Consider the following 14,930-nt stretch of genomic DNA (forward strand, 5'->3'; position numbering starts at 1 on the left):
CCTTAGAGTCCGCCCATGCTGGGCAAACCAAAAACGACCCACCTATTAGGTGAATCGTCCTAGTGCTATTCAAGGAACTTCTGCATATCCTCATTTAAATAAACCCAGCCTTTCCAGCCAATATGAATCGTATCACGCATAAAATGAGGGTCGTATTCATGGTCGGAATAATCGGCGTAAGTAAAGCCACTATCATTAATTTGCTTCTTTATACGAGTGTAGTATTCTTGCCGTCCTTTTTCGGGGAAGCCTGTGTAGTCATAATACGCCCCATTCACAGGTATAATGACAAAAAGAGGGTCGGCATTAGCTTCCTTGAGAATATCAAGCATCAGCTGGAAATCTTCATACTCAAGTGATTCTGCATAGGAATGTCCTTTATTCTTTCCTTTCATTCCCTTGATATAATGCTTCCTATACTTATACACGTTGTCATCAATATAAAATTTGGAATGCTGTGTCCGTTTCTCGCCATAAGCATCAGCTTGTGCCTGCAGTTCTTCCCACGTCTTGTCCTTCACTTCGTTTGACTGATGCCGATTAGTTGGTTTATCCTTCAGAAGTGTGAAATACAGATCCTTTTTCTTAAGTAAGGATATATAAGCCTTTGCAGAAACTGAAAAAATATTAAACTTAACCTTTTTGTCATTCAAATAAGCATCATAAAGCTGATAAAGTATCGTGTCGTTCTTAACCGCATCATACGTTATCAGGCGTTGCATCAATTTTCGTTTCACTTGCTCGTCCACTTCCTTATTAAAAGGAAGCTGGTAGGCTTGCAGAGCGGAATAGTTGGGTGCAAAATGCTGCTCGTCTGTACCATGCTTTACAAACCATTGCGGCGATACGATGATGACCATCTGCTTGTTCTTCAATTGATCAGCATGCGTGGCAAAGTTTAAATCATGAATAATAGAGGTCATCCCGCCTTTTCCTATTAAATAAGGTGTAAAGACAGCGGCATTCATTTCGAAATAATTTGATGGATGGAATGGATCCCAGCGCGACAATTCGGAAGAACCATAGATTGGAACATACGTCGAATGTTTGAGCATTTCACTTTGCAAATATGTTCCTTGGAACATATTTGACTCCAGACTGGTAGCCGATTCCTCCAAACGATCCTCCGGAACTAACTTAGCAAGCCATGATACGGGTACGAGTACTACCCCGGCAAACAGGACCAATGCAAGAATGATTGGTCCAAAAAAATACTTCTTCTTCATTATTTCAACTCATTCAGACGATCAACGATAGCATTTGGTGTATTCCATGTATCTCGATCGAACTCCGTAATCGGTACATTGATATCAAGCTGCTCCTCGAATTGAACAAGTAATTCTACTGTCGCAAATGAATCAATCAGTCCTGCGTCGAATATATCCAAATCATGCTCTTCTTTCACAACATCATCTTCACAAACTTCTGCAATAACCTGTAGTACTTTTTCTTTAAAATTCATATTCATATTCCCCTTTTATTGAAATGGTCTGCCAGAAAACAGATAAAAACCGAAACAAACGACATGGAAAGTGATAACGATAGACACAATTGTCATCGCTCTTCCTGTTGGCCAGCGTTTATGTTTTTTATTCCAGGTCTCGAAGAAATTAAATCCGGCCATCATCAAGGCATGATATGCTCCATAAATGATGTACTGAATCGCTAAACCATGCCATACTCCCATTAGCAGGAACAGCAGAATATAACCTAGATTCGAGACGAGCATTTTGTTCTGTATCCATTTTTTCTTCTTCATTAAAAAGACGAAGCGCATGAACACATAGTCACGGAACCAGAACGACAGTGACATATGCCATCGATTCCAGAAATCCTTGATGTTGCGGCTGATGAATGGCTTATTAAAGTTCTCCGGTGACCGGATTCCCATCATATAACTGACTCCGACTGCAAACGCCGTATAGCCGGCAAAGTCGAAGAACAGGTACAAGCTATAGCTGTACATATACAACAGATGATAGATAAACTTGTAATCCGCTATATATTCTAGATTCATAATGAAGTACGTATTGATGCTGTAGCCGATTATAAATTTATACAAAAAACCAAGGAAGATTTTGTTAATCCCTTTATAAAGCAGTTCCTTGTACTCCTCCGGTGTCCAATGCTTTTCTTCATCCTTTTGAAATCGGCGGAAGCGATCAATCGGACCTGATGAAATTGTTGGATAAAACAGCATAAAATTGACAAGCTGAAAAATCGAGAGCTGATCCTTAATCAATCCATCTCTTGTTTCAATAATGATTTGAACAGCTCGGAATGTCAGATAGGAAATACCCAGAAAGCTTGCCCAGTTATCCACTGCTAAAATCGGCAAAACCTTGGATAAAATCAAAGGCAGGATCGATAGAAAACTTATTACATAGAATACGAGGCTGCTATTCTTTGTCTGTCGATAAGTAATATAGCCTTTGACCAGTACAACCTGAAGAATGGTGAAGGCTACTAACGAGAAGAAGCCTGCGTCCCCTCCTGAAAATATAATAGCCAATACAACAATGGTGACGAACACATTGTAATACCGCAGCCGCTTACCCATTGTGCCGAGAATCATCGTCGGCAGTAGCAAAATACCTAGAATGATAAAGAAAAGGAAAGAACTATACGGGGTCATGCGAATACCTCTTTCTTCATTTTCTTACGGTCTACTTTCCCATTCATCGTCATTGGAATAGCAGTATGATACGTGAACTTACGCGGGATCATATATGCCGGCAAGCGCAAAGCAAGATCTTTTCGAATAGCAGCTGTCAGCTTGTATTCCTTCTCAAAGTCATGATCGGCTGGTACCACTGCCGCAATCAAGTATTCAATTTCCTCGTTTGGCGCATGAGGGATAACAATGGCAGCCTTAATATAATCAGATTGATTAAGGTGGAATTCAATCTCTTCCAGCTCCATCCGGTAGCCGTGCAGCTTGATTTGATAATCCAGTCTGCCTTGGCAATACACCAAGCCGTCCTGAATAAAGCCGGCATCTCCAGTACGATAGGCGTTCATTCCGTTTATAATGCCGAATGCATTTTCTGTCAGCAGCGGCTCACCCAGATAGCCCTTTGACACACTTGGCCCTGCAAGGATAAGCTCCCCTTTTTCACCTTCAGGTAACAGATTTCCCGATTCGTCCACAACGAGAATACGCATATCGGGCTTTGGATAGCCAACCGGCAATGCCTTCTCCTTCGCGAGCAATTCTTCTGTAATTTCAACAGACGTCACAGCAACCGTTGCTTCTGTAGGTCCGTATGTATTAAAGATTCTCGCTCTCGGAAAACGTTTTTTCAGCTCTTTGGCTACAGCTAACGGCAGTACCTCACCACAGAACAGGAATACCTCAAGCTCAGGAAGCATTTTTTCATTAAAGTCCGGATTCGGAAAACACATTTGTACGAAGGATGGCGTCGATGTCCAAATTTGCAATGCCGAGCGACTCAAGTTCTCAAACAAAAGCTTTGGCTTATTGATTACATCTTTCTCCAATGCATGAACCGAACCGCCACTTTGCAACGCTGGATAAAAGTCCATGACAGACAAATCAAATGAAAACGGTGCCTGATTCAAGAACACTTTTCCTTGCTCTAACGGAAAGTCACCTGTCATCCAGTTAGTAAATGACTGCAGATTTGCAGCGGTTATTTGAACACCTTTTGGATTTCCCGTACTGCCGGATGTATAAATGATATAAAAAACTTCATCAGGCTGGACCCAATATTCATCACCAATAGGCTCTACTGTTTCCAGCTGCAGTGCTGACACGTGTAAAACAGCGATATTATCAAATTCCAGGCTGCTATCTGTTGTATTAATTACTAATTCTGCACCGGATTTTTCCACGATATAGCGCATCCGTTCCATTGGAATGGATGCATCTACCGGTATATAAGGGTGGCCAGCCTGCACACAGGCGAGGAAAGATACCGGTATATCGGTTCCCATATGACCATATACAACAATTGGTGTCTGCCGTCCAAGCTGTCTGGCATGTATGAAGCTTGCCAGTCTGCTCGACCTGTCCCAAAGCAATTCGTAGTTCAGCACCTGGTCCTCTGTACAAAATGCCGTCTGTTCCGGGTTGCTTGCCGCATGCTGTGCAATACGTGTTAAAAGTTTCATGTTATTATCTTCTCCATTTAGAAATCATTATAGATATAGTTGCCTGTATTAGCCGTATGGAAGCCGTACATCAAAAACAAGGTGACAAGAATTGCCAGATAAAAACAAGTATGCAAAGCAAAACGGACACCAGTGTGCGCATACAGCTGCTTGAGTTTATTCATCTTTTCTCTTCCTTTTATTCAAATTTATAGCCGGTTCCAATAACAGTCTTGATGTGATGTGATTCACAGCTTAGCTTAGCTCTCAGCTTTTTAATATGTGTATCGACAACGCGACTATCACCATCGAAGTCCAACCCCCATACGTGATTCAAAATTGCCTCACGTGAAAGGACGTTATTTTTATGGTGAAGCAAGAACACCAATAATTCATATTCTTTTGGCGTCAATTCTACTTGTTTGCCCTCAAGCTGAAGCTGATGGGACTTCATATTAACGATTGCTTGACCGAAGCTGATCATATGACCAGTGGGCAGGTAATGTTCGGTTGCGCGTTTCATTAAAGAATTAGCACGTGCGACTAGCACTTTCGGACTAAATGGCTTGGTTACATACTCGTCGGCTCCAAGTTCAAACCCATGAATTTTATCATCGTCACTAGATCTCGCTGTCAGCAAAATGATCGGTACGCCAGATCTCTTTCGCACCTGCCTGGTAACAGCAAAACCATCCATTTGCGGCATCATGATATCGAGAATGACTAAATCCGGATAAACCGCATCATACCAATCGATAGCACTGCTACCATTATCCGTTTCATACACTTCCCAGCCGTCCTTTTTGAAGTAATCGGCTACAACTTCCCGGATTCTTACTTCATCCTCGACAAGCAACACTGTCTTTCCCATCGTGAATCTTCCTTCCACTCTATATACATAAATTAACAAGGTTATATGTCTTTTATGTGTCCTAATAAGTAATTTATCCCATTATTTGAAACGAACATAGAAACGCACACCGTCAGGCATGTTTTCCGCTCCGTAATGAAATGCATGCAGGTCTAGAATTTGCTGGACGATAGCTAGCCCCAATCCTGTACCGCCTGTCATTCGGCTTCGAGAGGATTCGGTCCGATAGAAACGTTTCCAGATCTCATCCAGCTGCTCTTCCGGTATTTGCTTGCCTTTGTTTTCAATTAACAATACACTGTCACCGTTTTCTTGATCTAATTCGATTCGAATCGAAATGACAGAATCGCTCTCACTGTGCCGGACAGCATTGATAAGGAGATTTTGCATTACTCGTTCCATCCACTCATAATCCGCCAAAACAGGCTGTTCATTCTTCGGCATGATTTCAATTATGACATTTTTCTCTTTCGCGATACAAAATAGTTTATTTGCCAAGCTCTCAATCATTTCACTAAGTAGAAAAGATGTTTTTCTTAATCGGATTGCACCGTTTTCCAACTTAGCCAAATCCAGCATATCCTTGATCAGCACTTCCATCTTGTCCGACTCTTCAATAATTACTTCAATATAGTGATCTCGCTTATCCGGACTGACACCATCCTGCAGCCCCTCTGCGAAGCTTTTGACAATGCTGAGCGGTGTCTTTAATTCATGTGATGCATGCTCAAAAAACTCGCGCTGCTCCTTCTCCATCTGCTCGCGCTTTTCCATATCCTGCTTTAGCTTTCCATTCGCTTGTTTCAAATCATTTAATGCGACATCGAGATTTTGTGCCATAACCAGCATATTGTTTGAAAGGCTCCCAAGTTCATCCTTCTGCTTAATCGGCTTTGCTGATGAGAAGTCCAGATGCACCATTTTTTTTGCCATTTCATTCAGCTTAATCAGCGGTCTGCTAACAAGACGTGAGTAGAATAGCGACAGCAATAGGATGAGTATAAAGCCTGCGATTCCTATATATACATAAAATACTTGAAGTGATTCATTAGTGTCTCTAATTTCCTGAAGAGATGTGACAGAGAACATAAATTGCATTTCTCCATCTTTCTCAAACGGCTCAATTAGTACTAAATTATGTTTTCCACTCCATGACTCTACCCAGTCCAGCTGCAGGCTCTCCCCTTTAGAAAGCTGCTTTATCTGCGCCTTCTCAAGCGGGAACCATTCCACCAGTGCATCATAGAGAAGTCCGATCCCCCTATTCCACATCCCAGCCTTAGGCAGCGAAATGCTTTTTACTTCCCCTTCGATTGTCACTTCATTATCGACCAGATCTTCACCGACACTAGACGTATTCTTTGTAATAACAGATGGATAAATGACGGAAGGAACCGTGGCATCTGCTTCTCCTTGCACAATCAATGTATCTCCTTTTGCGATATGTAATGCGCGCAGCTGTTTTCCGTAATCTGTGACGAGTAAGGAGAGCGATATTTCCACAATTTTGCCGTCTTCTGTTTCCAGCATGATGTTAAACGGATCCTGCACCAGCTGAAAACCTTCTGCGTCCACAATCGTCAACGGACTTTTGGTCTCTCTCATGTAAGAGAGTGTCTGTTTTGTTAGTTCCGCTTCGCTCCAGGAATTTTTCTCATAAGCTTCTGCTAACTGATGTATGTGCTTTGCTGCTTCTTTTGTTTTATGATGCTGATAAAATCGATCAAAAAATAATAACTGAAATATCATAATCATGGCGTAAAACACCAAAAAGAATAAAGCTGTCACAGCGAATAATTTAACGGTGATACCGCGTTTTCTCATGTTATACTCCTTTATTTCATAAGCGTTTTTTAATAACTTAAGCTATGGGTATGTTATTTATGTGTCCACATATACCCCCTCTATATCGTACACATTTTTTTCAAGTTGCGGAATCTTTTTTGTACCTGCATATCTCCAGAAAAGAGGGGGATCATGGGCAAAGATAATCAGTATATGAATTACACAAAAGGCAATTTAATATCTTAGTGATATAGCTTGTTTATTGCATACGCGGATCAGCTCATGTTTCGTTAATTATCCTTTCACTAATGAGGTCGAAACAACTCATATTCATAAGTTGTCCCATCCCCTGTCCCCGATATGATAAAATAAGACATATCTCAACACATAGGATGAAAAATATGAAAGAACTAAAAGAAGCACTTGCTTTATATCCAAAGAAAACAATCGATATTAATCAACTACAAGAATTATCATCACCTTTTTTCGATAGCTATGAAGCTTTTGCTGAAGAAGTGCTTGCTTTAGAAGAAGCGGGCATTTTAGCGATGGTGAAAAGCAAAGGGCGTTCACCTAGAAAACCTTCTGTCGCCTTGCATTATCGTATTCAAAAAGCGAAGTTAAAACAAGCGCATCACCACCTCTTACAACAGTACCGTATTCAATTCCATCGTGAAATAAACCTTGACTATTACTATCAACATGATCCGAAACAGTTGCAGAAGGATTTACCCTACTTACGACAAATAGATCAATATATACGAACAAATGGTTTTCCTACAGAAGCGATTCCAACACCAGAAAGAAGCTATGAGATTGCTGGTGATGAGAAATGGATAACTGAGAAAAAAGGTAAAGAATTATTAGAACGGGTTCACCTATTCGATAAAATGAAAATAATGCCTGTATCAGAACCATTAAAATATGCGATTAATCCCAATCAAGTACAAGAGCCCAAACAACTCCATTTAATTGTTGAGAATAAAACCACCTATCAAGGTCTATTGCCAGCCATCAAACAAACAGCCTTTGCCACCTTGATTTATGGAAGTGGCAAAACGATCATACAGAGTATCGAGCAATTTAATCAGCAATATCCAATCACTGCTGACCACCACTTCTTTTATTTTGGTGATATCGACCGTGAGGGGATATCGATCTGGCATAGTTTGGCGAACAAAATCGAACTACGTTTAGCGTTTCCTTTTTACCGAGCTTGCTTGGCAAAACAGCCTGCGCAAGGTAAAGCCTATCAAAGAAAGCGTGAGGGAGCAGAGGATGCCTTTTTACAGTGGTTCGATCAACAAGAGCAGCGTCAAATCAAGCGATTACTCGCTGAAGGCTATTATTACCCACAAGAAACATTAAGAACAAAGGAATTACAACAAATATGGGAGGGATCAAATTGGAACGACATGATATAGCAACGATTACAGCAGGCTATCAGGAACGGATTCGTCGTCTGGCGTTATTTGATCCCTTAACGGATTTAGAACGTAAACGGGAAAAGGATGAGAATGGTAAGTTAATTGATATGAAAGGTTTAGGACTATTAACGTTACTATTTTTCTTTGAACAAAAAGTGATGCGTCACTATAAAACAGGGATAAAGCAGTTAGCTGCCTTTATTCAAGAAGTGACGGCAGAACAGTATCAGTTACAAGCAAGTGATTATTCTCGTCTTGCTAGTAGTCTGATCGATAATTTTCGTCCAGGGACAGGGGTCAAGCGAACCTATTCCTTCTATAACTGGGAAACAGGTCAAGACGAACAGCTCGAATATTCGATTCTCAAAACGAATAATTTTAATCCAACGACAAATGAACAGTTTTATACGTTAGACGATGATGGCTTGGAACTTGTCTTTGCTACAAAAGAGTTCTATAGTGAATTTCAATTATCGATTAATCAATTGATGCTTCGTAAACAATTAGAGCGCGGCGAGTTCAATGGGGCATTAAGACAAGTCAATGAAATGCGTGTCGCAGTAGAAAGTATTGATGAGCGGATGCTGGCACTCAAACAGGAAATTCAACGCAGTATTGTTTCAGAAGAAACGTTTGATCGTTATAAAGAGTTATTAAATGATAGTTACAGTCGTTTGCAGCGTGAAGATGATGAATTTAAAGAGTTGCGCCAATTTGTGAAAGAAACGAAGGACAGGCTCTATGCGAAAGATATTCATCGCAAAGAACAAAAAACGTATGATTTAATTTTGACGATCACTAGAGAGCTAGAGGCGGTTCACTACGATCATTCGAGACTACTAGAACAGACCTTATCATTAAAAAATACGACCTTAATTACAGCGCAAGAGTCGTTGTATTACACGGGAATTGAAGCGTTTAATTTCGATCATGAAATTACCTCGCATATTATTTCGGTGCCGTTGCCACTGGAAACGATGAAAGGTGTGCTCCATCCGTTCTTAAAAGTAGAGGAAGAACGAACCTGGTCACCACTAACACTTTTTGCTGATCAAACTATTGTCGAAGATCAACAAGCAGATCAAACGACGACAATGCCTGAAGCGGAAAGTGATGAGGAAATCGATGCTAGAGCAAAAGCGTTAAGAAAACTATATAAAAAACTAATGGAAGAATTATTATCTGTTTTAAGTAAGATGCGAGAAATCAGACTATCTGCCTTTTTTGACTATTTAACCGAGACCAATCAAGCCCAACTGTACGCATCAAGGTCTTTTTATGAATTTTGGTTAATCTTACATCAGCGTTCACCGATAACGCGTGGTGATATGGAGCATGACGAGGATGGTAAATCGCTATTAACCGAAGCATTGTACATCCTTGGTGATAATCGTTTAGTTATTACCGAAGAGAAAGCCATTTTAAATCGTTATAAACGTTATTCCATTCAAGAGATGGTGATCCGATTGGAGGAGTCATAGTGCATTACAGTGAGGAAAAGGTAATCGAAGCCTTTCGTATTTATACGAAATTAGCGCGTACGTCTGTTACAGATCAAGAAGCGGTCCAGCTATATCGAGCCGACGATGATATTCGTAGTTTACTAGATTTATATGCAAAAGAAGTAGATGCTGTTATCGTTAATACGAGTGAACATTTATATTTAATTCCTGAGACGAAATTGTCGAGCTTTCATGTTAGTAATGACTGGATTAAACGCCATTATTTGCGTTCTGGCGCTACTAATGCAGATATTTACTTACTGTATTTTACGACGATCATTTTGTTTGGTAGCTTCTATAATTCTTATCAAAGCGCACGCCCGACACGTGATTTCTTACGGATCGAGGAGTGGATGCACCAGATTCAGGAACGGATTGAGCAATTGCAGGCCTTAGAAGAAGAAGTTTTAAAGGAAAAAGAGCGTGAATTCTCCTATAACTGGCGCCAAATAGTCGATAAATGGAATGATATGAATGATGTGAAAGAGAGTGCCAAACGTCAAACAGGTAATACGATTAGTCGCTATAGCTTTATCGATACTGTGAAGCGTTTTTTACTTGATCAAGATTTAGTCAAAGCCCTTGGAAATCAAGAAATAACCTTAACTGATAAAGCGCAAACCATTATCCAGCGCTATTTTATGGAAGTGGAATATAACAAAGGAATCCTTACATTCATCTATGAGATGGAGGGAGAGAATACAGATGCCAACGATTAGTAAAATTCGCTTAGCCAATGTCATCTATGAGGAAGGCAATAAACGTTATAATGATGAATTATTTTTATTTGATGGCTACAATGGGGCAATTCTATTAGAAAATGGTGGCGGTAAAACGGTGTTGATTCAAACAGCACTACAGGCAATGCTACCACACACAGAGCTTGCTAGTCGCAAAATCGGCAAAACATTAACATTAGAAAGCGCGCCTGCCCATATTGCGGTCGAATGGATCATTAATGACAAACCAAGGCGTTACGTCGTGACAGCTGTTACCCTTTATATGAATAAGCATGGTGTCGACTCGCTCCGTTATGTCTATGAATATCAGCATGGCGATCCCCATGCGATTGAGGAGATCCCTTTCGTCCGTGAGGTGCAAGGTGGTAAACGTCCTACTGAGCGCGGGGAAATACAAGATTACTATAGTATGATGAAGGAGAAATCTTTGTCAGCGAATACCTTTGCCACGATTAAAGAGTATCGCCAATACATTGAAGACAACTATCAGATTATTGCCAGCGAGTGGGAGAACATTGTCAAAATCAATAGTTCAGAAGGTGGTGTTGAAGCCTTCTTTGAAGCGTGTAAAACGACAAATCAGCTGTTTGATCGCTTGCTAATTCCAACCGTTGAAAGCGCGATGGCTGGTCATAATCCTACCCTTTTTGCTGATTTGTTTGAGCAACGGTATGAAAGCTTTAAAAATTATCAAAAGTTAAAAGAAACGATTGCTGAAAACCAGAAGATCCAGGATGAATTAGTTGGCTATACGACTGCTTTTGAGCGTCTCCATACGAAAGAGCAACAATTGCTCGAGGCGAAGCAACGAACCAAAGGAATCTGGGAACAAACCAAAGCAGACAAACAGACCTTTTTAACAGAAAAAGAAGCGATTGAAGCAAAAATAATGAACTGGCAGGATGACACGCACCAACATAAAGCGAAGATCGCTTCCAGCGAAGTTGTCGCAAAAGAAGCAGAAAAACAGCAAATGAACAAAGAATTTCAAAACGCCAAGCTTCTTTTGCAAGAACAAAAAACAACGGTAGCTGATATCAAAGGGCGTCACGCAGCATTACGGTATGCCAAATTTGCCGAACAACAACAAGCAGCAAATGAATCCTTATCCTTTATCCAAGATCAAATTGCTTCGTTCGAAAAGGAAACAGATATCGAGATGTTAAAGGATCAGCTGATAGAAGTAGAGCAAGCCTTACATGGTGCCTATCAAGCTCAAATCGATGACATGAACAAGCAACAACAAGACTTACAACGGGAAAGGAATCCATTACAAGAGCAAATCAAAACCTTAGAGAAACAACTCACTAACCATGAGCAAACGGACCAACAGTGGAATAACGAGGTAAACAAGCTTCAATCTTTTATCGAAACTCGTGAAAAAGATAGTGATCGCTTGCGTCAAGCACTGCTCGCGAATCCAGAACAGGAAACAATTGAAGAGCTATTACCAAAATGGCAAGCTCGTTACCAAGTGTTAGATGATGAATTGGTTCACTTGAAAACAGAAAGAAAACGATTGGCGCGTGAAATAGACGAAAAGCAGCAAGAAAGAAATCACTTACAAAAGGATTTCCAAGAACAAGCTTTACAAATACAGCGTGTCGAACAACAGTTACAGGCGATGTCAGATGAAGAACAGCAACTAGTCGAGTCTCTGGCGATGTTAAGAAGTGCTTGGCAGGATGTTGCAGGTGTTCACTTACAGCAACAATCGATCGAAGGTCAACTCGAAAACTATATTGAAAAACAACGATTCGAGCGCAAGAAATGGTTGGATAAGGAGCGGGTTGCGTTACGCTATGTTGATGACTACGGAGAGCAAGAGACTTTCTTCAGTGATCCATTCCTCTCCGAACAAATCGAGCTATGGAAGAATCAACTCGATTATCTGGAAACAGGTGTGAATTATCTCAACCAGCTACCAGAAGAGCAGCAACAATGGTTAAAGCAGGCGACGTTATGGCCGAGTATTTTGGTGACAACGACAAAGGCAAAGCCCCAATTAATCAAGCGTTTAGAACAGGTTTCCGATCGCTTTATCTTGCCGGTGATGGTGGTGACGACAGAAGAAGCAACCGCTATGACGGATATCGAAAAAGGCAACTGGATCGTCCCGAATCATTGGCGTGACAACATAGACTCCGAAACGTTTATCGCGTGGAAACAGCAATTAAAACGTCATGCTGGCGAGATCACAACAACAAGAGAAAACGTTGAGATCGAGCTGAAAAGCTGGGAGCAAGCGTTGACACAATTCCGCCAGTTTTTAAGGAAATATCCTTTTCAGCAGGTAGAAGACTGGCAAGAGCAGTTACACAGTCTGCAAACAGAGCAGGAAAATCTAGCAGCCAAGATCGAGCAAACAGACAAACAAATTACGGATCATCAAGCAACCATCGATAAATATCATAACAGAGCAGAAGAAGCAGAGGCTGAGCGCACCGGAATCGAATCAAAACTGCGAGATGGCCAGCAATATGTAAGCTTCCAAAAGGAAATCTCCCAGCATCAGCAGGAAGTTGACACATACCAAGAACAACAACAGGAACTAGCGCAGAAAATCAAGCAGACGAAACGATCGATGACTCGTTATCAAGAAGATGTCGATCTGTTAAACGACCGTATTCGTGATCTAGAGATGAAACACGAAGTAATCACCAGTGAAGAGCAATATCAGGAAGTAGCAACATTACCAGCAACGTTCACAGATGAAAGGATCACCAGTCTGAAATCAAAACGCAAAGAATTACAGCTACAGAAAGAAAGGATCACACGTCAAACCGGTGAATGGGAAGCGAAACAAGAAACCGAACAGCAGCGGATCGAGACGACTACAGAACGGATGGACGAAATTGAACAAGCTTTCCCATCCGTTGATAAAACAGAAGTATTCCCGGCTGATGGTGACCAGTATATTGACCGATTACACGGACAATTACAGACAGCAAAAAGCGAATTAAACGAAATTAGAGCAACCTATCAAACGACTGAACGAGATTTACATGTCAAACAAGAGTTATTAAATGAAGCATATAAAGACTTTTATAAACGATTCCCTGATGACGAAGTGGAGCGATTTGAGCAAGACTTAACCGTTGTTAACGAACAGTTACAGCAAGAACAAACCGAGCTAGAAGAGCAAAAAACCTATCTTGATCAAGAGTTCAGGCGAGTGAACAAGGAGTTAGCTAGTCTTGATGAAGCGGAGAGGCTATTGGAGAATTTTATAGAAGGGTATCACTTTAACGCACCAGGAATTGCGAGTATTACGTTAACCGAACAAGAGGAGACTGATTTTCAATACCAGCGCAACCGTTTTGCCAAACAAGCGACAGATAAGCTAAAAGAAATGAAGCAGCTAGTCGATGACGAAAGCGAGCTTGTCCGTCTTGCTAGGGATCAGTTCCGTATCTTTTGTCGAACAAAAATTACCGATAAAAAATTACAACAAATGGCGATTCAAGGAGTCGAACAGAAGCGTGACTATCAGGAAGTCGTCACCTTTAAACAGAATATGTTCGCAAGCATTCAACGGATTACTAAATATGCCAATGAGCATATTCGCAAAAGTGATGAAGAGCTTCAACTTTTTATCAATCAAATTCATACCCATTTGCAAACATTAGTTGAAGAACTAGAGCAAATCCCGAAGAAAACGAGAGTGAAAGTGGATAACTGGAAGCCAATCTATAGCTTCTCGATTCCAAAATGGGAGCCAGAAGACGGTAAGTTACGCATTCGTGATCATACCGAGTGGATCATTAACCAATTAAATGGTGAGAAATACCACAATGAGCAAGGGCATCAGGATATGAATAAGATTCGTGTGAATTTAGAAAAATGGCTGGAATCCAAGCAATTACTCAAGGTTGTCATGGATCGCGATGTGATGAAGGTGCATTGCCGTAAAGTAACCAATGATAATCAAATTTCAACCCGTTCGTATTCCTGGGAGCAGAGCAATGTCTGGTCAGGAGGAGAAAAGTGGAGTAAAAACATGACGCTCTTCTTAGGCATATTAAAATATGTAGCAGAAAAGAAAAAAGCCAACTTAACCGACCGTGCTGTTATTTTAGATAATCCATTTGGCAAAGCATCAAGTGATCATGTTCTAAGTCCGGTCTTTTTTATCGCCGAGCAGTTAGGCTTCCAAATCATTGCGTTAACAGCTCATGCAGAAGGCAAGTTTCTGCAGGATTACTTCCCGATTATTTATAGCTGTCGATTACGCGCGTCAAAGGATGAAAGCAAAAAAGTCATGACAACAGATAAATGGCTGCATCATGCTTATTTTCAGGATCATGAGCCAGCTGTTATTGATCGGTTAGGGCAGGCAGAGCAGTTGGATTTGTTTGAATGATAGGGTTTGATAGGGTTATGTGGTGATACAGCCATTGAAATGACCCACTTCTGACATACTAAAGACCACTAAAAGACAAAAAGTGTACCAAAGAATGACAGGATTGTACACCACTCCACCCTTCTGGTG

The 14,930-nt window shown here is 40.9% G+C and carries 11 protein-coding genes; 4 read left to right on the forward strand and 7 right to left on the reverse strand.

Going from position 1 to position 14,930, the window contains the following annotated elements; translation table 11 throughout:
- Positions 1-65 precede the first annotated feature (65 nt).
- The 7 genes from dltD to ABDZ84_RS11630 form a co-directional block, all read right to left on the reverse strand.
- The gene (dltD, locus tag ABDZ84_RS11600) at positions 66-1,226 is read right to left on the reverse strand and encodes a D-alanyl-lipoteichoic acid biosynthesis protein DltD (protein ID WP_121604155.1); all 1,161 of its coding nucleotides are present in this window, start codon (positions 1,224-1,226) and stop codon (positions 66-68) included.
- Positions 1,226-1,462, reverse strand: a complete 237-nt coding sequence (gene dltC, locus ABDZ84_RS11605) for a D-alanine--poly(phosphoribitol) ligase subunit DltC (RefSeq protein WP_026682562.1) — start codon at positions 1,460-1,462, stop codon at positions 1,226-1,228. Before dltC ends, dltD begins: the two co-directional genes overlap by 1 nt.
- Before the next feature lie 15 nt (positions 1,463-1,477).
- Complete coding sequence (gene dltB, locus ABDZ84_RS11610) at positions 1,478-2,635, reverse strand: D-alanyl-lipoteichoic acid biosynthesis protein DltB (RefSeq protein WP_205389318.1); 1,158 nt, start codon at positions 2,633-2,635, stop codon at positions 1,478-1,480.
- Positions 2,632-4,134: a D-alanine--poly(phosphoribitol) ligase subunit DltA gene (gene dltA, locus ABDZ84_RS11615; RefSeq protein ID WP_343781572.1), complete on the reverse strand. Its 1,503-nt coding sequence runs from the start codon at positions 4,132-4,134 to the stop codon at positions 2,632-2,634. The genes dltB and dltA overlap by 4 nt, the downstream gene beginning before the upstream one ends.
- Before the next feature lie 17 nt (positions 4,135-4,151).
- The gene (locus ABDZ84_RS11620; protein WP_080668743.1) at positions 4,152-4,298 is read right to left on the reverse strand and encodes a teichoic acid D-Ala incorporation-associated protein DltX; all 147 of its coding nucleotides are present in this window, start codon (positions 4,296-4,298) and stop codon (positions 4,152-4,154) included.
- A 14-nt stretch (positions 4,299-4,312) separates the two neighbouring features.
- Entirely contained in the window at positions 4,313-4,984 is a 672-nt protein-coding gene (locus ABDZ84_RS11625; RefSeq protein ID WP_343781575.1) for a response regulator transcription factor, read from the reverse strand.
- 81 nt (positions 4,985-5,065) lie between these two features.
- On the reverse strand, positions 5,066-6,808 hold the full coding sequence (locus ABDZ84_RS11630) for a sensor histidine kinase (RefSeq protein ID WP_281949863.1): 1,743 nt from the start codon (positions 6,806-6,808) through the stop codon (positions 5,066-5,068).
- A 362-nt stretch (positions 6,809-7,170) separates the two neighbouring features.
- Between ABDZ84_RS11630 and ABDZ84_RS11635 the strand changes: the two genes are divergently transcribed.
- From ABDZ84_RS11635 to ABDZ84_RS11650, 4 genes are read left to right on the forward strand one after another with little or no spacing between them, the layout of a single operon-like run.
- The gene (locus tag ABDZ84_RS11635; protein WP_166530286.1) at positions 7,171-8,193 is read left to right on the forward strand and encodes a Wadjet anti-phage system protein JetD domain-containing protein; all 1,023 of its coding nucleotides are present in this window, start codon (positions 7,171-7,173) and stop codon (positions 8,191-8,193) included.
- Entirely contained in the window at positions 8,175-9,677 is a 1,503-nt protein-coding gene (locus ABDZ84_RS11640) for a replicative DNA helicase (RefSeq protein ID WP_343781579.1), read from the forward strand. The genes ABDZ84_RS11635 and ABDZ84_RS11640 overlap by 19 nt, the downstream gene beginning before the upstream one ends.
- Positions 9,677-10,417 carry a DUF6063 family protein gene (locus ABDZ84_RS11645; protein WP_281949862.1) on the forward strand — a complete coding sequence of 247 codons (741 nt, stop codon included), beginning with the start codon at positions 9,677-9,679 and terminating at the stop codon, positions 10,415-10,417. The genes ABDZ84_RS11640 and ABDZ84_RS11645 overlap by 1 nt, the downstream gene beginning before the upstream one ends.
- Positions 10,404-14,801, forward strand: coding sequence for a coiled-coil domain-containing protein (locus tag ABDZ84_RS11650; RefSeq protein WP_343781582.1), 4,398 nt, complete (start codon positions 10,404-10,406; stop codon positions 14,799-14,801). Before ABDZ84_RS11645 ends, ABDZ84_RS11650 begins: the two co-directional genes overlap by 14 nt.
- Positions 14,802-14,930 lie beyond the last annotated feature (129 nt).

Origin of the sequence: Virgibacillus salarius (assembly GCF_039521925.1) — a bacterium.
Classification (GTDB): Bacteria; Bacillota; Bacilli; order Bacillales; family Amphibacillaceae; genus Virgibacillus; species Virgibacillus salarius.